The following is a 22502-nucleotide window of genomic DNA, read 5'->3' on the forward strand; positions in this document are numbered from 1 at the left end:
ATTAGTTTTTATAGTGATATTGATTCTCAGAAATTAATTTGCCTTGAGCATCTTTAATAGAAATTAATTTTCCGAAATTGTCATAATTATAATTAATTTTGTCGCCTTTTGGGTCGGTGATAGTACTCACCCCTACTAAAGGAATGTGCGTATAAGTTGTAATCATGCTGTTTGGCAATGAAGCATTATTTCGAAGATTATTTATTGCTGTCAAATTAGTTTCATTATAAGTATTCAATATAATAGTAGTAATTCCTAATGCAGCGGCTACCTGAGCATAAGTAGCATTTTCTATTTTTGCTATGGGAACGGTTTTATTGTATCCCCAGATAAAGACAGTGTAAATAGCATTTTTAGAGTGAAATTCTACCAAATTACCGGTTGTATCATAGCTATCATAAAAGACTGATTTTTGATTTAGTGAATTTCCAAAAGGAGAGACGCCTATTTCTTTAGGAACAGTTATACCTGATACTTCAGCGTATGAATAGTTTACAGTTTCTTTAATTTTGCCGTTAGTACTAACAGTTGTGAAACCTGGAAGATTAAAAATATTTTTAGTAAAATCGGTGGCATAAATATTTTGCTCTTTATAAAATTCTCCCGCCTTATTAGATTTTATTGTCTTTGAGATTAAACGATAAGCATTATACTCATAATCGGTAGTGGTTTTTATAGTATCTGTTACGAAATAATTACTTTCAATTTGTTTTTTCAACAAAGTTTGTTTACCAAATAGAGGATAAAAACTTACCTGATAACGATCTAAGCTTGTTATGCTTCCATCTGACATATATTGAAAGAAAGTTCCATAATAACTTACTTTGGCCCCATAATCAACTGTACTTCTAAATTTATAATATTCAAAATTTGTTTCTTTAACTTTTGTGCTCTGTGAGTTGAAAACAGACTCATTTAAAACGCTGCCATTGTCAATATCATCATTACTGAAGCTGTAATTGTTCATCGTTTTAACATTATCAAGATAAACCACGTTTTCTGCTCTATTTTGAAATGCCTTTTTAATAAAACCATTATTTACATTGCTAAACTCAGTTATTTTAACTGTGCCATAACCAACATAATTAGATATTCCATTTGGGGATACATTAAAATAATTATTTGAAGATAAACGGTCTACTTTAACAGAATATAAATATCCTGTAGAACTTGGATGACTTGCTGTATTGCCATAAGAATTAGTCCTCGCAGTCAAAAGAGGGAGCATGGTTTTTCCTTCAAAATATTCATAAGTTTTTGCACTAGAAAAAGAGTTGTTTGAATCAAAATTTGTAATTTTTTTTATTCTTAATCCATTTCCTTTTGTTTTTACTTGAGAATCGTCTTGTATTGAATAAAATAAATTATTAGCCTCATTTAATTCGTACTCAAAAATAGTATAGCCTTTGGTAGGATATGTTATTCTTTCTAATATTGAGGCCTTTGCAAATGTCTCATTAGCGTTTAAATTATTTCCATTATCTCCTATAAAACTATAATATTTAAAATGAGTTGGATTTGGTATAATAGATGTATTCTGACTGCTTCCGTTGTAGTAGCCCCAGTAGTCTATCGCAAACGAATTTTTTTGTGGTAAATTTTGATTGTTATATGTAAAATCATATTGTTGATCATTGATTATAACTGAATTGAGTTTTAGCCTGTAAATGTTTGTATTTGGATTGACATTGGCCTGATATTCTGTAAAAACATTTGTTGATGTTACAGCATTAAAATAAGAATATGCAAATTTGACACTTTGGATTTTGCGATTATTCGGATTATTTAATACTATAGAATCTAATTTTTTAGATATGGGATGATCAGTTCTATTGGAATAATAAAAATTTAATTTTCCTTCGTTAGATGTTATCGAACTTATTAGTTTAACATTTTGTTTTGAGAGATTATAAAATGTTTTGAGATATTCCCCATTGCTTCCTTCAGCAGGAATAAAAACGTAATCTGGATAAGAAGTTTGTGACTGTCCAAAATAATCTAATGTGACTTTATTGAACGGTCGGTAGGAAGTATGTACTTTTGAATCTACTTTTGATTTTGTAAATTCCTGGGAATAAGAAGGATTATTACTAACATTAGCAATATTTATATAATCAATAACTGTTTCCTTTTTATTTGGCTCAATAATTTTAGTTAATTTCCAGGATCTTGAATCTACAGGTTTTTCAATGGAAGGAACTGAGCTTTCATTTTTTATATTTTCTAGCGCATTGAATTCGTATATGGTTCCTGTTGGAGCAGTAATAATAATTTTAATTTCATCTTTACTGACATACGTAAGTGATATTAGGTATCCAACTTTATTTAAAACTTTAAATGATAAAGCATTAGAAGTTGTAGAAAAATCATTTATAAATGTTAATGAATGGCCTAAAAAATTGGCTGTAAAAACATCAGGTTCAGAATCAAAATTTCCATTTTTAATAACATCATTTGTTGGGGTAAATATTCCATTACTAATAGTATATCCTTCATAAGTTAACTTATTTCCAATCATGATAGGTATCTCTGAAAGCTTAGGATAAGGAGTCCCATCAGGATCACATCCTTGAAATTGATTGTACCTAAAAGAACATGAATACGGATAATCTGAAGGGTAAACATATCCTTGAAAATCAGGTCTCTGTTTAAAGTATTGAAAATAAAATGGCTGCAGGTCATCAATATCATTAATACTCTGTACAATTGTTCCTAGATTCATATCCCAACCAAGACCAACAATTCCAGGTTCGTCATTAACTCTATTTCCACTCGTTGCGGTATAAGTTAAATTAAGAGGTATCTGAGAGAGTTGCACTAATGGAATACTTATACTGGCTGATCCATTGTATTCATTTAGTCCTATTTCCTGAAATTTAAATAAGGATGCCGCACTAGGTGTTAAAGGTGCATTTGGCATATATTTTTTTTGAATTTCTGCACCAGTTACAGTTTGCGCTGAAATATTTATGGTAGTAATAAATACTAAAGCACAAAAGATTTTAATTTTTAGAGACATGGTAATTTGGTAATTTGCTGATTATCCGTTTGTTGTTTGAATTTAATTTTAGTCTAAATTCGGGAGCAATAATAAAGTATTTTTCTTATCTTTTTGTGAAATTATTAACAAATTATTTCTCATTATCAACATCCTTGTTTTCTCAATAAAAAAGATATATTTGTAAAAATTTATTACACTTTTGTTGTGAAGAAAAATCTACTTAAAAAACTGCCGTCATTCAATCTACAGGAAATGTTGATTGTTCTTGCTATCATAGGAATTTTGCTTTTAATCGCTTTACCTAACTTGATGCCTTTGATTACAAAAGCAAAAAGTGTAGAGGCACAAGTACAGCTTAAAGCAATATACAATGCAGAGAAACAGTACTACTTTATGTACTCAAAATACAGCCCTAATTTTACAGAAATAGACTTTGAAGCGCCAAAAACGACAAAAGAAAGCGGAAGTGCTAATTATGTTTATGAAATAGTACAATCTACCAATAATGAGTTTAAAGTAAAAGCTACAGCAATTACTGATTTTAATGGAAATGGGGTTTTTAATGTTTGGGAAATTGATCAGAATGGTGTTCCAAAACAAATCATAAATGATTAATGTGGTATTTAAAATTAATTTTACTTCTTGTATTTGCTCTCGTATTATATCAGGATTTTAAAAGCCGTTTAGTTTATTGGTTTTTATACCCAATTATTGGGATTCTGGCTTTTGCAATTCAATTACATAATCTGCCTTTGTCAATTGCATTGACCAATTTGGGAGGTAATTTAATATTTGTAATTTTGATTTTGGCAGTTAGTATGATATATGTCAGGTTTAGAAAGTTAGATTTTAAAAATACAATCGGGATAGGAGATATCCTGTTTTTTCTTTTTATAACAGGTACATTTTCAATCGTTTCTTTTTTGGTTTTATTTGTCTTTTCCCTTTTATTTTCCTTGATTTTGCATTTAGTTTTAAGTAACAAAAAAGAGCAGTCTACAGTTCCGTTAGCGGGTTATATGTCACTTTTTTTTGGTGTTGTTTATGCCATTTCTTTTTTTGGTAATGATACATTTTTATACGCTTATTAAATGGAAAATTTTGATATTTCAATAGAATTCCAGCAACTTGTAAAAGCAGAACAGGCTTATTATTACCGAATTGTTCCAGTCGGAAAAAGTGGGCAGGTCGTATTATTAAAAACAGATAATTCTGATATAGCAGGCTTACAGAATGAATTAAGCATTCTCCTTAGTTTTCCTGTTCAGTTAGAAACAGATTCTACAGAAAATATAAACCGTTATTTAAGTACCAATTATCGGAAAACGTCTAATAACGTTTCTAAGATTCATTACACTTCTGATTTTTTAGAAAAAATTGTATTAAATGCTAAAGAAATAGGAAGCAGTGATATTCATTTTGAACCTTATGAAAAAAATGCAAGAGTTCGTTTTCGTTTAGATGGAAAGTTAAAAGAACAATTTCATATTTCAGTAGAAGAATACCCTATTATTGTAAACAAAATAAAGATTCGTGCTCAGCTTGATATATCAGAAAAAAGGTTACCACAAGATGGACGTATAACAATGGTTACAGATTATCAGGATTTTGACGTTCGTGTTTCTGTTTTACCAACGCTGCATGGGGAAAAAGTAGTACTTCGTATTTTAAGTAAAGACACCAGTCATATTGATATTAATTCTTTGGGTTTTACCGAAAAAGAATTAGCATCTTATTTAGAAAATATAAAACGTCCAAATGGTATTGTTCTTATTTCGGGGCCAACAGGTTCAGGAAAAACAACTACCTTATATGCTACCTTAAAAAGATTAAATGTCCCGAATACTAATATTTTAACGGTTGAAGATCCGATAGAATATACGCTGGAAGGAATTAACCAAGTTCAGTTAAAAGAAAATATTGGGCTTGATTTTGCCGCGACTTTAAGAACGTTTTTAAGACAGGATCCAGATATTATTATGGTGGGGGAGATTCGTGATGTGAATACAGCAAATATGGCAATTCGCGCTGCATTAACAGGGCATCTTGTTTTATCAACTATACATACAAATTCGGCATGGGCAACTGTATCGAGATTGATTGATATGGGAGTTCCATCATTTCTAATTGCAAGTACACTTAATATTAGTGTTGCACAACGTTTAGTACGTAAATTGTGTAAGTCTTGTAAAACGGAACAGCCAATTACTGAAGAAATTTTCCCAACAGGTTTTGATGTTCCAAAAGACTTAAAGTCACATCATGTTGCTGTTGGATGTGAGCATTGTTATCATACAGGTTATTCAGGAAGGAAAGCGATTTATGAAATTCTGCCAATTGGGTCAGAATTATCCAATTTAATTAAAAACAACCAACTGGATATCAATGATTATTTAGAAGAAAAAGACATTTTTACACTAAAGCGTAATGCATTGTTATTAATAAAAGAGGGAATCACTTCTGTCGATGAAGTTTTTTCATTACTCTTGTAAATTAAAATATATAAAAGTCCTACAATTGACATAAATTCATGAAAAAAATAATTACTCTATTTTTACTGATTCTTTTCCAGATTTCATATTCACAGGATAATCGGATTTTACAGCTTAAAAATAATATAGAATCCATTTCTGCCGATGCTCCGGGACTTAATGAAAAAGTTAATGTAAATATTAAAGAAGCTTCTTTGTCAAGTTTCTTATTGGCTGTTTCTCAAATTCACAAACTTAATTTTAGCGTAGCAACAAATCTAAACCAGATTAATATTGTAAATAATTTTTCGGATGTTACAGTAGGTGATCTACTTATATTTTTATGTAAAGAATATAATCTTACTATTGATTTTACTGGAAATATTTTGGCCATAAAATCATATGAAAAACCAGTTGAAATTCAAAAGATAAAAGAGATTGATGTTACCCATGATTATGCAAATAATTTACTTTCTCTAAATCTGAAAGATGATAAACTATATGACGTTTTCAGAAAAATAATGGATGTAAGTGGTAAAAATTTGGTTTTTGCACCTGGATTAGAAAATCAACCTCTAACTGCTTATATAAAAAGTGTGCCTTTTGATGCAGCACTAAACAAATTGGCTTATGCTAATAATTTAAGTGTAACGAAATCAAGAGACAACTTTTATATTTTTGATAAATTAGATGGAAATTTTGTTGTTGAAGGGACAGGAAATCAAAATGGAGAACTAAGACAAAACAAACCTCAACGTCCAAGAAAATCTAATTTTTTCTTTACTGTAATTGATCCTGATAAAAAACTGTTAAACGTAGATTTTGAAAACACTCCAATTTCAAGTATAGTGTATGATATAGGTCACGAACTTGATATTGATATGTTTATATCAAGTCCTTTAGAAAATGCAGGTAACGGAACAGTGAAAGCCAAAAACATCACTTTTGACGAACTTTTAGCAAAATTGTTTGAAGTAAAAACAGATAGTTATCCAGCACAAAATAATAATTCACAGCAGTTTAATACTAATAACTCAGTTGGGTCTATGGCATCTTCCGGAGGCAGTTATACTTTTAAAAGAAGTGGCTCTGTGTATTATTTTGGAACAAAAGATCAATTAGTGGTGCGAAATATTAAATCTATTCCGCTAATGCACCGTTCTATTGAACTTTTAAGTGATCCATCAAAAGAAGGTCGAAGCGCCGGAAGATTAAATAACACGAACAGTTATTCAAATTATAATTCTTATGATAGTAATAGCAATAGATCAACATCTAATTCTAACTACTCTAACCCAAATAGTAATTATAATAACAGCAGTAATTCTTCGTCTTCAAGCAGCAGCAGTGGCCCTTCTGAATCTATTTTGACTATAATACCTGATGAAATAAAAAAAGATTTGGATATTAAAATTGACAAAGAGTTGAATAGCTTTTTAGTTAATGGACCTGCGGCAAACATCGAACGATTTGAATCTTTTATAAATTATATTGACAAAGCTGTTCCTGTAATTTTAATAGAAGTAATGTTGTTAGAAGTTAACAGAAGTGCAACAGTAGAGACAGGTATTCAAGCAGGAATTGGAGATAAACCTGTTACTACAAAAGGAACTGTTTTTCCAAATGCTGATATTAATTTAGGAGCTTCAACAATAAATAAAATTATTGATGGTTTTAACGGATTTGGTTCTTTAAATATCGGACAAGTAGTTCCTAATTTTTATTTAAGTTTAAAGGCAATGGAAACAAACGGAAACTTAAAAGTACGTTCGTCTCCAAGATTATCTACCTTAAATGGTCATAAAGCTTATCTATCTATTGGTGAAACAACCTATTATGTTGTTACCAACCAGAATTATTATGGTTCACAAATTCCGCAGGCTTCGGAAGTTAAAAACTATCAGCCTATCGATGCTGAATTGTCGGTAAGTATTATGCCTTTGGTTTCTGGTAATGGACAGATTACAATGGATATTAAAGTAATTCAATCGAGTTTTAATGGTCAAAAAGTAGATAAAGATGCTCCTCCGGGAATTAATTCCAGAGAGTTTACTTCAATTATTAGAGTTAAAGACCAAGACATTATAGTATTAGGCGGACTTGAAGAATCTGTAAAAAATGATTCAGGAACAGGAGTGCCTTTATTATCGAGAATTCCAATCCTAAAATGGTTATTTAGTTCGAGAAAACGAGAAGATTCAAAGAAAAAATTAAGCGTATTGATTAAACCTACAGTTATTTACTAATGACCACATTCTCCTTACATACTTTTTTGCTTGGAAAAGAATACATTGGCGTTGAGCACTTCACTATAAATAATGAAGACAAAGTCGCCTTATTGCTTGTTGAAAAGAAAAAAGAAGGGTTGGTAATTAGTAAAAAAGACAGGGTTAGCTATAATGGAAAAATTGCAGAAAAATGGGATACAAAACTACCATTTTTTGTAGTTATAAATTCTAATCAGGTTATTCAAAAAGAAGTTTTAGGTATAGAACCATCAGATGAAAAGCTATTACATAAATCTTTTCCTAATACAAATTGGGATGAATTTTATTATGAAATCTGGAGATTAAAAGCAAAATCTGTTATTGCTATTGCCAGAAAATCATATGTTATCGCTTTACTGGAAGATTATCAAAATCAAAAAATAACAATTGCCGGAATCAGTCTTGGTGTATGTTCTATAGCTGATATTATAGCTTATACGGAGGAAAATAACCTTTATACCAATCATCAAAATATATCTAAAGAAGAGATTCAGATAATCTCAGCGAGTTCCTTAGAATCTGCAGTAACGTATACTATAAATGATCTTCAAATTGAGAATAGACAATTACTTGCTTTTTCAGGTATTTTACGATTGATACTGAATAATACACTTAATACTGGTTCAATCATTTCTTATAATGATGAGTTGTATGATAACTACAATCAAAAAACATTTTTTAATAAAGGAATTAAAATAATGGTTGGAATAGTATTAGGAATATTACTACTCAATTTTATTTTCTTTACGCACTATTATAAATTAGCTCAGGAAACATCTGAAATTTTACTGGTAAATAAATCGTCTATTGAAGATGTCAGTAAAATAAAACAAAGAATTATAGTAAAAGAAGAAAAGGTAAAAGATATTGACGGAAGGATGACTTCTCGAAGTTCTTTAATTATCAATGAAATAGCTAATAAAGTGCCTTCATCAATTTTATTGACGGAATTAACTTTTAATCCTCTGGAAAAAAAGATTAAAGCAGACGAAGTAATACTCACAAAAGATAAAATAATCACTATTTCGGGAACTACAATAGCAAATCAGTCTTTTACTAAATGGGTAGAAGATATTGAAAAACTGCAATATATTGACAAGGTTTTGATTACGCATTTTGGTAAAAATGAAGATAATGAAACTACATTTTCTATAAACCTAACCCTGAAGTAAGATGAAACTGAACAGAAAAAATAAGCTACTGGTAATTGGTTTTTTTGTTGTGCTTTATATCTGCTATTCTTTTGCGATTTCTAATACAATAAATTATTATACAGAATATAAAAACAAAGAGCAGGAGATAGCTCAAGATAGTGATATGCCAAAAATAGTGGCTCAGCTAGTTCTAAAAGAAAAACAGCTGGATCAAATTTTGGCTAATTATGATGTAAATATTTCAGAATCTTTCCAGAATGATTTATTGAAACAACTGACTTCTTATAGTGATAGTTACCATTTAAAAATTATTGATTTTAAAGAGCCTCATATTATTTCTCAAAAAGGATTTACCACAACTAGCTATGCATTTTCTCTTGAAGGATCATTTAATGGATGTCTGGCAGTACTTAATAAGGTAGAAAATAATCCTATGCTTGGCAATATTAAACATTTAAATTTCATTAAAAAGAGAAATTATAAAACGAATACAGATCAATTATTTGTAGAAGTAATAATGCAAAAAAATAAAGGAGTTTAACTCTTAATTTTATTTAATATACCATAAAGGTTTGCATTGTCACTTGTAACATTTGCATTGAATTTGGTATTGATCTTATATGCAAAAAGTAAAATAAGTTTAGTTAGAAAAAAATTATAAGCAATAATAAAGATTTAATAATATAAAAATAAAAAAAATGGAAAAAATATGTAAGCTCTTATTTATAGTAATTATTTTAAATTTTAATTCTCTAAAAGCACAAGGAATTATTACTTCTCCAGATAATAGTGTAAATGCAATTACTTCTTCTTCAAGTGTGATTCCTAAAACAGAATTAGGAGCGATGACATGGACTTCAACAAATGCTTATGGAGCTACGCCGCTTATTTATAGATCAAGAAGATTTCCTGATAATGGAACTGGGGCTTTCCCTTTTAATGATTATGGTGAATTAATGATTCAGGGGAATTCACATGATAATGGCAATAGTAGTTATAATAAAGGGATTAGTTTTTTAACTTGGGATGGTACAAGTCCATCACCACTAATAAGAATGAGAATTTCTCCAACTGGTAATATTGGAATTGGAACAAATTCTCCAACTGCGACTTTAGAAGCTAAAACTTCATCTATAACAGGAGCAGAGACATTATTAAAATTAAGTGTGAGTGATGCTGCGCAAGATTATTTTAGAATTGCAAATAGTACATTAGCTGATGGTCAATTTATACCTGCTTTAAATGGTTATCGAGTTAGTGATAATAGAGCCGCACTTTATCTAACTGCTACTACAGAGCCCAATATTGATAGTGGCAGCGACCCGTTAATGGTGTTTGATTCAAGAACTAGTGCAGCTGCTATTACAACAAGACCATTATTCGCGTGGGATTCTTATGCTAATAGAAAAATGATTTTAACGGCTAACGGCAGCTTAGGAATTGGTACTCTTACAACAGGAACACATAAGCTGGCTGTAGAAGGTTCAATTGGTGCAAGAGAAATAAAAGTTCAGGCAACTGGCTGGTCTGATTTTGTATTTAAAAAAGAATATAATTTGCCAACACTGGAACAAGTTGAAAAACATATTGCCGAAAAAGGACATTTAGAAAATATCCCAAGCGAAGAAGAAGTTTTAAAAAACGGAATTAATTTAGGGGAAATGAATGCGAAACTTTTGCAAAAAATTGAAGAATTAACTTTATACAGCATTGAGCAGCAAAAAGAATTAAATACTGTAAAAGCTAAATTAGAAAAAATCGAAAATTTACTTAGTAAAAAACTAGAAAATTAATAAAACCAATAGAGATGAAAAAGAATTTTTTATTTATAATTGTATTGCTAATTGCGCAAAATATTTTCTCACAAACCGGAGGAAGAAGATTTTTTAACAAAAGCTTTTATGTTAACAATGTAACTCTGTTAGAATTAACAGATGATTTGGGACAATCACTAAATACAAATAATATTTATAAAGTTCAATTAGTAGTCACTGGTACGGGAACTAAAACAGGTGCTGAATATTTAGTATGGAATGATGTAACTACTGCTTCTTGGCAGATTAGAGCAGTTACTTTGTCTGGAAATTCTTCAAATCATCCATTACTTATTGTAGAGAATAACATCGTAAAAGTTTATACAAAACATACTAGTAAATATACTGTTTTTGCATTTATTGAAGAGATAATTTCTAACGAAGATGATGTACAACCTTCGATTTTTGGTGCTGCATATCATTGGCAGCGAGATGGAACTTTTTTATTTTATGGCGGAAATGTAGGTATTGGAACAACAGTTCCAACAGCTAATAAACTGGATGTTAAGGGGACGATTCATTCTCAAGAAGTAAAAGTGGATATGGATAACTGGTCTGATTTTGTATTTAAAAAAGAATACAATTTACCAACGCTTAAAGAAGTTGAAAAACATATTGCTGAAAAAGGACATTTAGAAAATATCCCAAGCGAGGAAGAAGTTTTAAAAGATGGAATTAATCTTGGAGAGATGAATTCTAAACTTTTACAAAAGATAGAAGAATTAACTCTTTACGCTATCGAACAGCAAAAAAACTCCGAAAAGTTAATAAAGATTATCGAGGAGCAAAATAAGAGGTTAGAAGTCTTAGAAAGTGCAAAATAATCAACATGATAATAAAAAAGCCGCTTTGTAATAAAGCGGCTTTTTTTGTTTAGGCTATTGTCATAGCTTTAAAATCAGAATTTAGTTTCTGGCTGATAGTAGTTAAAAGTTCAAATTCATCACTTGGAAAAAGCTGAAGTGCAACCTCTAAAATAAGACCAACATTAATTGATGAGTTTTTATCTGTTTCTGTAATTTTATGTGCCTCCTGATCAATTGCCAAGATACATAATTTTAGTATATTAGTAATTACACATCCTAGTTCGTAATAATTTAGAAATTTGATTTCGGCAGTATAAATTTCTTTTTCATCATTTGTGGGCTTTAATGTATTTAAAAATCCGGCTGTTAAATTTTTAAGATCTTCTAAGTTTTTCATTTCTTTTTCCATAATCCTTGTCTGGCTTTTAATTTTTTTAGATTTGTTTTTGGTGGGTATTTATTAAAAGGATTTTAGTCTTTTACAGGACTTGAATTTTTAATTTATACTTGTCCGAAAAATTGTATTTTTGTTTTATGTATGCAATTAAATAAGATTACTTACGGTATAGAATCATTTCGATCTGTATTGTACACAAAAAAATATGTTTTTTACAGATTGTATTATTTTTTATCCCTAATTATTACCTTTGAATTATGAGCACATTAACGAAACCAAACCATATAGGGCGAAAAATAAGCCGTATTCGTGAATTAAGAGATATGAAGCAGGAAGCATTGGCTCAGGCTTTAGGAACAAATCAACAAGCAGTTTCTGCTATGGAAAACAGTGAAACTATCGACGATGATAAACTTGCAGAAGTGGCAAAAGCTCTTGGCGTAACTGTGGATGCAATTAAAAATTTTTCGGACGAAGCGGCTATCAATTATTTTAATAATATTTATGATAATGATTTTAGCAATAGTGTTGGAGCTGTTCCTATAAATGCAAATAATTGTTCATTTAATCCACTTGATAAATGTTAGAAGCATTTGAAGAAAACAGAAAACTTTACGAGCGTTTGTTAGAATCTGAAAAAGAAAAAATTGCTTATTTGGAGAAGTTGTTGAAGGAGAAATAGTTTTTTTTTGAAAGATGTTGGATAAAAAAGACTTTTTTTTGATCTCGTTTTAGCAGGCTAAAAGCTTCAGTTTATAATTAAAAGGAAATCATAAGCAAGGTACTAGCACCTATTTTTAAATCTTGCAAAAAACAAAAAAGCAACTCAGTTATGAGTTGCTTTTTTGTTTGGTTGTTGTGTCTGGTTGTTGCAGGCAAGGAATGAATTCTGTACTATAGACACATATTCGATCGGGTTAGTTTATATATTCTATTAAATAATAATATGAATAAAAATTTAAAAAAACGGATAAAAAAAAGATAAGATATAAAATTATAATATCATAGTTTTTATGAGGAATCTCAATTTTGTTTTTTTTACCCATCTTAAAATAATACACATAATTTATTAGATATACAATCACAAGAATCACAATGAACCAATATGGTTTACTAGCTTTAATTTCAAAAAATATATAAATAAGATTTATAATTAAAATAATAAAATTTGTATATATAAATGAGTTAAAGCTAATTGAATTAAATTCTGAATTCTTGTTTTTTATTGTAAATCGATAATTTGTAATAAATATCCAATCGAAAATAAATTTAATTAATGATTTCATTTTTTTATTTACCAAATTGTTTTAACATGTTTTCTCTGTATAGATATTGTCCTCTGGTACCCATTTGAAAAATTCTTTCATCAGTTTCAGTCCACCAACCGTTTTCAATCCCTCTTTGTCTAACTACTAACGGATGTATTGGCAGCATCGTATTATATGCTTTTGTGGTTGATAGTTGTTCTCCTATTGACCATCCTACATCCCAGCCAAATCCAAGTTCTGGTGCATAATTCCCTAAGGCCATACCAACTGTGTTTGAAGCTGCACTAATTCCACCATCAACATATTCTCCATTGAGCATTAATTCGCCTGCTTGAACGTATCCAGCAGCATCACCTACTTTACCTAAAACATCTAAATGTTTACTTAGATTTCTTAAACTAGTATCGTAAACGTTTACTTTCATGGCCCCATCGGCAATATCAAATGAACCTAGATAACTTTTATTAGTTATAAATTCTTTAGATGCATCAAAAGTAGCGCCGCCATACATACTAAAATTATTTGCAAAATCACCACCTATATTTATTTTGGCACTAACTGGTACTACTACTTCATTTAGCTGTTGTACTCCACTAGTAAAAGGATACATATTATCTGCATCAGTAAATGGATTTGGACCTGTTCCTTGGCAATTTTCAGGGCATTGACTACAAGGGCAGCCTCCATCAGGGTCAATTGTATTAGTAGGATTGTTTACCATACCAATGTATGGTGAATGATCCATTCCTTTAGGGTCTGGAGATAGCCATCTACCAATTCTTCCATCCCAAAGGCGTAGTTGAAATGCTTCCATTCCGGTTTCAGTATCAAGCTCTTGCCTTTGAAAAGCATAACGATAATTCAACGAGTTACGCGAAGGCAGCAACTCTCCAAAAGGATAATAATCAGCAAATGATTTAATGGCTGGAAGACCACTTTCTTTTTCTATAACTGCCCTAATATTTCCTAGATGATCCTTGATTTCATAGCTGAAAATTCCACTTGCTTTTTTATAAATTCCTAAACGATTTAAACCATAGATTGGTAATTCTAATTGTGTAATACTTCCCCCGCTTGGTAAACTATAAACAGCTATTGTATTTCCGGATAAATCTAATTGATAAAAAGTAGTGGTTTGTAAAGCAAAAGTTGTTGTATTATAACTTTCTTTTTTGATACGCTGTCCTCTTTCATTATAAAAGAATTTTGCCAGTGGGATAAAATTTTGACCTGTAAATTTACCATATTCTTGTACCAATCCTGTTGTGTTGTATCTATAGTATACTTGGTCTTGTGCGTTTAAAATTAATTGACCAATAGCATCATAGGTATAATTTCCTGCTGTTTGATTTTCAATATCACTTGGGTCAGTTGTCGCTGCTGCACCTTCAGTAATGCTGTTTAATTGATTGGTTCCCGCATTGGTATAATTATAGGTAAGTTTATCTACAATAGTACCCGTATCATTTGTTCTTTGTAAAGTTTGAATGTTTCCATTTGCATCATAGGTTAATCCCCCTTCTGCTAAACCAGTGATAGGGCTAATGACTGCTGTACTTGAATTTGTATTACCAAATGCAGCTCCTGTTAACCAGTTGTTACGATTATAATTGTATACATACCCTTTTTGATTGGCCGTGCTTCCAGAATAATCTCCGGCTATTCCTTTATTAGCCCAGCGTACCGCTTTTATATTACCGTTATAATCTGCTCCGGCAGTAGGAGAAGAAGTAATATTTCGACCAGTACGCAAATAATCACCATTGTAATAGTCAAGAGTTAGTCCAAATACATCATTTGTATCTCCTCCCGGGTCTTTAGAGGCCTCTAAACTTGGATGATTGATACTTTTAAGCTGTCCGCCAAGAGTATATACATAATCTATCCCTTGTGTTCCTTGAGCAATGTTAATTCTTTTTAATTCACCTGTTTTATAATAACTATAATCTGCATGTGTTGTAAAAGTTGAATTATTTGTTGACGTTTCTACTTTTGTTAGTACATTATTTGCATTGTAAGTATATTGATGTACAAATTGCTCTGCGGTTTTGTATTTTTGGAATAAAACCTTTTTTATATTGCTTTTATAATCATATTCATAATCAATAGTTTTAGCGCCAATACCTTCATTGTATTGTACAATCCATTCCATTCTTCCATATAAATCGTAACTATACCAGGTAATAGCCGAAATTGTTGACCCAGGCTTTGTATAAGTAATAGCAACATTTCCTGATAAATTGTTTTGTGTATAATTTGTACTGCTTATTCCTGCAGTTGCTAATACACCGGTCAAAGTTAAGTTAGTTGGTGTTGTTGGTAACACTACAGATGTAGTATTATTTTCTGGAAAGTCGTATACTATAAAAGTTTGTTCAGTACGTGTTCCGGTTATTAAGGAACTGTTATTAGAATTTGCAACAGCAGTTGCCCATATTCCACTACTGCCAGTTATTACCCCGCTTTCTCTTGGTCTTCCTAAGTCATCATAATCAGTATAGGAAACTTTAGCATCTCTTTGAAGTGCACTTTGTGAATAGCGTATTTGACCATCATTTCTATAAGCAAATTTGCTAATGCCTTCATCTTGACTAGATGATTCAATTATTTGTCCTAAGGAATTATACTTATAAGTTGATACAAAGCTTGTAGAAGTCATATGAGACGGACTTGCTACTACTGTCGTATTACTTACATAGCCATTTGGCTGTATAGTTTTTATTAACTGACCAGCTTTGTTGTATATATTTACGGCATAATCGTAGTAATTTACCCTATAAGTAATACCTAGCGAACCAGCATCGTATGTTGGTGCTCCAGAAGCAATATAAGTTTTTGGATCGGATGTTGGAGTAGTTACAGCCTGTATCCTATAAGCATTTCCACCTGTTAAAGTTGTTGTTAGTGCTCCAGTTTTTAGATCGTAAATTTTATATAAAGATGATGATCCTATTAAAGCTATTTGACCACTCGAAATACCAGTAGGTATATGTACATCTACAAAACCTTGTGTACCAATAAGTGATACAACAGGGTAGGAGGCAGTTCCTCCTGAACGCGCAGAAGCTAATAATTTACCTTCTCCATCAGTAAAAGAAACATTTTCATTACCGTTTGCATCAACACCTACAGACTTATAGAACTTAGTAATTACCTCTTCTTTTCCAGCAGAAATTGTTCCATCATAATAATCAGAACCATATACGTAGTACATTTCCTGAGCAGCTGGAACAGTATAAGAATATCCTGTTTTCCATTCTCCATTTATTCTATTCCCGCCTATTACATTAATAGTATTGCCTGGATTTAATGAATCATAATTTGTTTGAGCAAATGGATGAGTAGCGGTAGCCTGATACGGTTCATCAGTATTGCTATCGCTGTAATAATTTGCCAGACTTGTACCAGGGCTGTTATCTGAAAACACTACTATAGATGCTTTGAAACTACTTCCAGAGCTAGCTGGAGCAATAAAACCAGGTTTTAAAATGATTGTATTAGAATTAAAGTTTACAGTTAATCCGGTACTTATTGCAGATGATGCATTAATTTCATCAATTGTATTTATTGTTGTGCTGGATGTAATAGGGTTTGTTATTGTTTGAGTCTTCGGTAAACCACTTGCGTTTATTTCTGATTGAGTTTTAAAAAAATTTGTTTTACCAAAAGTAGTTAAAGGAGATGGAGCTATAAAAGATATTTTATCTGGCCTTCCAAAATCATTGTAAATTGTTTCTGATCCCCATATTTTATTAGTAACAAAATCTTTTGATAAACTAACATCAGATTTTCCTAAATCATCAAAGTAAGATCTTGAAGCCCCGTTTACGTTTCCTTTTACATCATAAGAAATTTGATGAATCCAGTGAGCAGTGTTATCATTCACTTGATTTAAATAATTTCCAGCAGGTTTGGTACAGCTAATAATTGGTGAGCCGTCTAAATCAGATCCAATTCCATCTCCGTTATTGTCTAAATACCATTTCGTGTTAGGGTTAATATCTCTATTATTATCGTTACAGTCCAGATTATTATTGACATAGTCTAGAGGTTGTGTACAACTTGTTGATATTGTATTACTTGTTCCAAAACCATCATGATCATAATCGTAATACCATACAGAATAGGTTATAGCTGGATTATTATCATTGCAATCATTGTTGTCGCTTACCCACTTTTCAGATGGTCTTGTACAAGCCATTTGAGAATTATTGGGATTTCCGAATCCATCGCCATCATAATCATAAAACCATGCATACTTTTGATATTCCTCACAATTTCCTGGATCTTCTGGATCAATAATTCTTGCAGTAGCAGATTTACTTTTTGTTTCTTGAGAATAGATAATAGAATAATTAAAAAATCCTATTATGTACAGTACTAAGTAAAAGCATTTTTTCATAACTGATTAATTTAAATATCTATTGTTATACATGTTTGTTTTCACAACTTTAAAGCCGCCTGTTGTAATACCATTAGCAGGATCGTCTATCACTTCAGCAGATGTTTTAATTAATCTGCCTGCATTATCATATTCAAATTTTGTAGCCAGTCCATTATTTCCAATAATGTATGTAAGTTCGTCCCATTCATTATATACATATCCACTAATAGAAGATGAAACTGGACGAATCATTAAGTCGTCAAAATATACTTTTGAAGTGTCTAATGAGCAAAAATCAATTACAGAAGCTGTTAAAGGAAGTTGTATATAAGCTGTTTTAAGCTGCCAGTTTCCGGCTGTAATATTGTCGCTCACTAGAGGAACAATTGTGTTGTTCAATTTTATGGCTGCTTTTGCAGCATTGCTCTTTTCAACCCAAACAGATACTTTATATCTCCCGGCTCCATGTTCATTATTTTTCATTGAAACTGTCATTTTTGATGTTGATGTTGTTTCAATTGATCGTTTTCCTGTATGAAAAATGGAACCATTTAGCATAGAAGTACTGGTGATAGAAATTTCAGGATCTATCCAAATTCCATCATTAGTTTCAGCACCCGAATAAAAGATTTCACCATATCGAGCATTCCCGGCAGCGGTAATTTTAGAATCCTTATCTCCCATTTTAGAAGCAGTATAATTGTTGTTTATATCTTTCATTTCTAAGGCAGAAGAAAAATGATCATAAAGGGTTACTTCAGAAATCTGTTTCCATTGTGATGGCTGTGATCCAACCCCAATTGTCCAGTTAAAATCATCGTCTTTACTTCCCGTGGTTGAATTATAATTAGTAAAAATACCATTTGCATCTTTGACACCATTCCAAACATAAGATTTATGTTTTCTCCAGATTTTTTGATTAGCTGGTGCTGTATCTGGAACAGATACAGAAGTTCCGGCAATATCTTTGTATGTCCAGATATTACTCCATGTAGTTATTCCTACTCCTGTTTCTTTCCATGCATTATCGCCTTTAGACCAAATATATGTATAATTTGCAGCTGTTTGAGACAACATATTTTTGTTATCAATTTTATCAACTTTAGAACCCATGTCAGAGTATTTTAGATACGCAGGAATAATCCTGGTTTTTAAAGACTGTCCATCGCTTGAGAATGATTTCGTTTCTTTAGATACACCAGAAATAAGATCATAATCTAAAAATTCTGTTGTATATGTATATCCTTTACTTTGTTCTGTTGATGACTTCATTATGTTAGGATACTTGATTCTTGTTGAAGAGTTGATCATCCACTTGTCTAATGTAGTCGCTGAATTTGATTTATAATCTACAGTTTTATAAGTTTGATAAGATTCTTGATTAATTCCAATATTGGCTGTGTTGTCTGATGTGCCATAATATGAATTAATAATTTTATTTAGTTGTTGTCCTTTATTGTTAAAAGTTGAAACTTCAAGTAATTGACCTATAGCGGCCAGATTGTCTTTAACGGTAAAAGAACTTATATTAATTTCTTTATTTTGGTTGTTAGTTACAGTTGGAGTTTTTGTTTCTATAATTTCATAAAAATCACCATACTTTACTTTATTAGGATCTTTACTTTTCATAACATTAAACTTGTATCTAATCTCACTTTCATAAGGCATACCTTCCTTGTGAGTATTCATCGTTACATATTCGTACATAACTCTCGGAGCTGGTAACTCAGAACTATAAGGAATTTCTTTTGCTAAATTTTGAGAATATGGTACATAACTAACATATCCTATTCCATCGTTATTTTGCCCATATTTATAATCTGTAACAAAACTATTTATTCCATCAGATGTTTTTAAACTTGAAACACGGATACCTCCACCAGTGTTTGGTATATTTTCTAAAAGAATGTTAACGCCTAACGTTTTAGATCTAATACCTCCACCACCACTTGAACAACCAACACAATTTGGAGTATAAGTTTCTGTAATTGATCCATCAAACACTATTTGATATTTTCCAGGTTCAATAATAGCAGCAACATGACCTGGTCCTTTATAATTTCGTAATAAAACACCACTACCGTTATAGAAAAAATTACTATAACCAACCTCTACTACTTTTCCTACGTTTATAGGGTAGTTATTATTGCTTCCAACTGTAATTATTGCTGATAATGGAGTGACAGTTTCATTAATATTTGCATCAGCCTTAAAGTAGGTGCTGTTTACACTTGAAAAATTTAATGTTTGTGATACACTACTTATAAATTTATTTTCCTCATAAGAGATATTTATAGTTGCTCCTTGAGGAGTTGTAATCTTATTTAATGAAAATGTTGAAGGCTTATTTAATAAATAACCCCAGCCATCTACATTCTCTATGTTAAATGTATTTGTATCATTAATATAATCGAATTTATAAGGAGGCAAAACATTCGATCCTGCCTTTCCTTTAAAATTGACATTTCTTAATGTTAAGCGATTATCTCCAGGCACCAAACTTGTATCATAAGTAAAATCAATAACTTTAATTGCTTTAGAAACACATAAAGACCAATTATCACCTGTATCCAGTACATTGTCTTTCATGTTGTATTTAGCATTTACAAGTGTTTTTTCAGAATTCGGATAAGAAATGTTAACATTTTGATTTAAATCTGTTCCGTAACTTTTATTAGAAACATCGTCGTTGTTTTTTAATAAAATGATTTTGTCAAGTCTTAGTTGATTCTGTGAAGGAATACTGAATCTTGGTGAGTATGAGCCCGGGTTTGAGTTGATATGACTTACAGATGAATAATTCCATGCTTCTGATGGTGCATCATTTCGTTCACTTTTAATAAAAAGAGCAGTATGTGTTCTTGTTTTTATCTTATCTAAATAATACAACTGTTTTCTCCCTCTAATCCAAGTTTTTATATTAGAGTTTTTTTCATCAACTATGTATTCTTTCTTATACGGAGATTTCCAAACAAATGCATCAGTCCATTTTCCATATTCAAAACTGGTCCAATATCCTAAGTCTCCCTCTCCTGCAACTCCATCACCATTATCAACATAGTCAGGTCCAGTAACAGCAGTAAGTAACCAGTGTGTTGCATATGGTTCTAATTGTCTTTTCTCATAGTAAGATTGATATTCTTCCGTATTTTTCAAAACTGCGCCAAATGTTCTTGTTATAACTTCGTGATTATAAACAGGCAGAGAATAATGATATGTTCTTCCATCGCTTGCGGTGATTTTATATGCGCCAATACCTTCTTTGGGCAAATTGACTCTATCAAGACCGCTAGCATTGGGTTGTAAGTAGCCATTTTGTTTTAAAGTAAGATTTGTAGTTGGGTTTGTTATCTCTTCATTAGTATAATATTCAATAAAAGTAGAGGTTTTACGTCTTGATTTTGCTGTTAATTCTGTGCTGCCACTATTGTAAGAATTTAGTATGTCTGTATTAGTTAATGTACTATTATAAGATGCAGCTTGAACGTTAATATAACTACTAATTTCATTCTCCAAATAAAATACTGGTTTGCCATCGAATTTGGCAAAATCAGGCGCCTGAGAACTACCATTTACATTATACCACACATCAAAAAGACTCTCATTTTCCTTTCCATTCAAGCCATATAATGCACCATTTTCATATAAAGGTGATGACATTGAACCGGATAAACCCTGCGCTTGAATATTATAACTATCATAACTTGGAAAAGTAGCATTGTTGATTTTTAGATCAGTTGAAGTAGCAAACGAATTTGATTCAAGGGGTATTTCATTAATATCCATAAATGCTTCGCCAACAAAAACATCATACCAATATCCCTCACTAATTATTCTTCCATTTTCATCATACTGTTCAGGTGCCCATTCTTGTCTAAGTACATTATTAACACCCTTTTGAAAATAAAGGGGACCAGTAATATAATTTTCTTTGTTTTTTCCTAGCCAATATTTAAAAGATTGTTTTCCAAATGATAAGCTAAAAATTCCATATGGAGTAGGAACTACTAAAGGAACCATCCAACTATTTTTATTACTATTGTAATCTCCCATTTTTACAGTATTGTTAAACTGCATACTGTACCCAATACCCCCTCCGCCAACTACTTTACCTGCGGAGTTTTTATTTTTAACGTCCCCACTAATACCCACTCCATTTGATGAGAAGCTAATATCAAGTGATGCGGCATTATTGTTTCCTGTTCCAGCAGCAAAGCCCAGTGAATATGAACCGGAGGTATTATAACCTACATTAAACCCATCTCCATTTGTATTAGCATAACCAGCTGTTACACCTACGCTGCCATTCGTACTAGCGTTTATGCCTACAGTTAGTCCGCCTTCAAATTCTAAACCAACACCTATTGATGCACCTGAAGTACCAACCCTGGCATTAATACCAACATTAACACTTCCTGCATCATACCCCACACCAACACCTACATAACCTCCTAGTGCTTGATTGCTGCCCCAGTTAAGACCAACACTTACAGATGCAACCCCAACACTATAACCTACAGAAACAAATGAAGCATATTGCTGCCCTCCTTGATCATAGAAATATTCGTTAAGATGTGAAGAATTATAATCATCTGGATATCCATTGATATTTCGATCAATAGCGCCTGGATTTACATTCCAGCCTAATCCTGTCCATGATGATTCTTGTTCCATTCCTATACCGGCATGATAGGCCATTGCAATTGGATATCCTCCTTCAGGGCTAGGAACATTCAAAAGAGGTAAAACGTAACTATATTGACCGGTAATTAAATTCACCATATCTGTAGCATCAACCGGTTCAAAACCTGCCGCTTCAGGCGATTTTGGTCCATTATTAGAAGCAAACAAATTATTAGGCAATAATGTTGGGAAAAATATCAACAAGAAAAAAACAGCAATTATGCGATGGTGCTTGTGGTATTTGGTCATGGTTTTGG

General features: G+C 31.4%; 12 protein-coding genes and 1 pseudogene. 9 read left to right on the plus strand and 4 right to left on the minus strand.

The window, feature by feature from the left end:
• Position 1 precedes the first annotated feature (1 nt).
• Positions 2-3019 carry a hypothetical protein gene (locus tag B3C18_RS22485; RefSeq protein WP_291152150.1) on the minus strand — a complete coding sequence of 1006 codons (3018 nt, stop codon included), beginning with the start codon at positions 3017-3019 and terminating at the stop codon, positions 2-4.
• 186 nt (positions 3020-3205) lie between these two features.
• Between B3C18_RS22485 and B3C18_RS22490 the strand changes: the two genes are divergently transcribed.
• From B3C18_RS22490 to B3C18_RS22525, 8 genes are all read left to right on the plus strand, one after another.
• Positions 3206-3616: a type IV pilin protein gene (locus B3C18_RS22490; RefSeq protein ID WP_291152152.1), complete on the plus strand. Its 411-nt coding sequence runs from the start codon at positions 3206-3208 to the stop codon at positions 3614-3616.
• Entirely contained in the window at positions 3616-4092 is a 477-nt protein-coding gene (locus tag B3C18_RS22495) for a general secretion pathway protein (protein WP_291152155.1), read from the plus strand. Before B3C18_RS22490 ends, B3C18_RS22495 begins: the two co-directional genes overlap by 1 nt.
• A complete protein-coding gene (locus B3C18_RS22500) occupies positions 4093-5493 on the plus strand; it encodes a GspE/PulE family protein (protein WP_291152158.1) in 1401 nt (466 codons plus the stop codon).
• Positions 5494-5531: 38 nt separating this feature from the next.
• Positions 5532-7718, plus strand: coding sequence for a type II secretion system protein GspD (locus B3C18_RS22505; protein ID WP_291152161.1), 2187 nt, complete (start codon positions 5532-5534; stop codon positions 7716-7718).
• Positions 7718-8911: a general secretion pathway protein gene (locus B3C18_RS22510; RefSeq protein ID WP_291152164.1), complete on the plus strand. Its 1194-nt coding sequence runs from the start codon at positions 7718-7720 to the stop codon at positions 8909-8911. The genes B3C18_RS22505 and B3C18_RS22510 overlap by 1 nt, the downstream gene beginning before the upstream one ends.
• Position 8912: 1 nt before the next feature.
• Positions 8913-9434, plus strand: a complete 522-nt coding sequence (locus tag B3C18_RS22515) for a general secretion pathway protein (RefSeq protein ID WP_291152167.1) — start codon at positions 8913-8915, stop codon at positions 9432-9434.
• A 157-nt stretch (positions 9435-9591) separates the two neighbouring features.
• Positions 9592-10686, plus strand: a complete 1095-nt coding sequence (locus B3C18_RS22520; protein ID WP_291152170.1) for a hypothetical protein — start codon at positions 9592-9594, stop codon at positions 10684-10686.
• A 14-nt stretch (positions 10687-10700) separates the two neighbouring features.
• A complete protein-coding gene (locus B3C18_RS22525; protein WP_291152172.1) occupies positions 10701-11531 on the plus strand; it encodes a tail fiber protein in 831 nt (276 codons plus the stop codon).
• 49 nt (positions 11532-11580) lie between these two features.
• Here the strand turns inward: B3C18_RS22525 and B3C18_RS22530 are convergent, their stop codons facing one another.
• On the minus strand, positions 11581-11922 hold the full coding sequence (locus tag B3C18_RS22530; RefSeq protein WP_291152174.1) for a hypothetical protein: 342 nt from the start codon (positions 11920-11922) through the stop codon (positions 11581-11583).
• A gap of 245 nt (positions 11923-12167) precedes the next feature.
• Here B3C18_RS22530 and B3C18_RS22535 point away from each other — a divergent pair.
• Positions 12168-12592: pseudogene (locus tag B3C18_RS22535) on the plus strand (helix-turn-helix domain-containing protein).
• Positions 12593-13200: 608 nt separating this feature from the next.
• Here B3C18_RS22535 and B3C18_RS22540 read toward each other — a convergent pair.
• Positions 13201-17580, minus strand: a complete 4380-nt coding sequence (locus B3C18_RS22540; protein WP_291152177.1) for an RHS repeat domain-containing protein — start codon at positions 17578-17580, stop codon at positions 13201-13203.
• A gap of 6 nt (positions 17581-17586) precedes the next feature.
• Positions 17587-22494 carry a hypothetical protein gene (locus tag B3C18_RS22545; protein WP_291152180.1) on the minus strand — a complete coding sequence of 1636 codons (4908 nt, stop codon included), beginning with the start codon at positions 22492-22494 and terminating at the stop codon, positions 17587-17589.
• Positions 22495-22502: the final 8 nt, after the last annotated feature.

It is taken from the genome of Flavobacterium sp. UBA7680 (assembly GCF_002482975.1).
Taxonomy (GTDB): domain Bacteria; phylum Bacteroidota; class Bacteroidia; order Flavobacteriales; family Flavobacteriaceae; genus Flavobacterium.

Coding starts and splice junctions, on each gene's coding strand:
- B3C18_RS22485 (WP_291152150.1), bottom strand. CDS start 3,019: ATGTCTCTAAAAATTAAAATCTTTTGTGCTTTAGTATTTATTACTACC.
- B3C18_RS22495 (WP_291152155.1), top strand. CDS start 3,616: ATGTGGTATTTAAAATTAATTTTACTTCTTGTATTTGCTCTCGTATTA.
- B3C18_RS22500 (WP_291152158.1), top strand. CDS start 4,093: ATGGAAAATTTTGATATTTCAATAGAATTCCAGCAACTTGTAAAAGCA.
- B3C18_RS22505 (WP_291152161.1), top strand. CDS start 5,532: ATGAAAAAAATAATTACTCTATTTTTACTGATTCTTTTCCAGATTTCA.
- B3C18_RS22510 (WP_291152164.1), top strand. CDS start 7,718: ATGACCACATTCTCCTTACATACTTTTTTGCTTGGAAAAGAATACATT.
- B3C18_RS22515 (WP_291152167.1), top strand. CDS start 8,913: ATGAAACTGAACAGAAAAAATAAGCTACTGGTAATTGGTTTTTTTGTT.
- B3C18_RS22520 (WP_291152170.1), top strand. CDS start 9,592: ATGGAAAAAATATGTAAGCTCTTATTTATAGTAATTATTTTAAATTTT.
- B3C18_RS22525 (WP_291152172.1), top strand. CDS start 10,701: ATGAAAAAGAATTTTTTATTTATAATTGTATTGCTAATTGCGCAAAAT.
- B3C18_RS22530 (WP_291152174.1), bottom strand. CDS start 11,922: ATGGAAAAAGAAATGAAAAACTTAGAAGATCTTAAAAATTTAACAGCC.
- B3C18_RS22540 (WP_291152177.1), bottom strand. CDS start 17,580: ATGAAAAAATGCTTTTACTTAGTACTGTACATAATAGGATTTTTTAAT.
- B3C18_RS22545 (WP_291152180.1), bottom strand. CDS start 22,494: ATGACCAAATACCACAAGCACCATCGCATAATTGCTGTTTTTTTCTTG.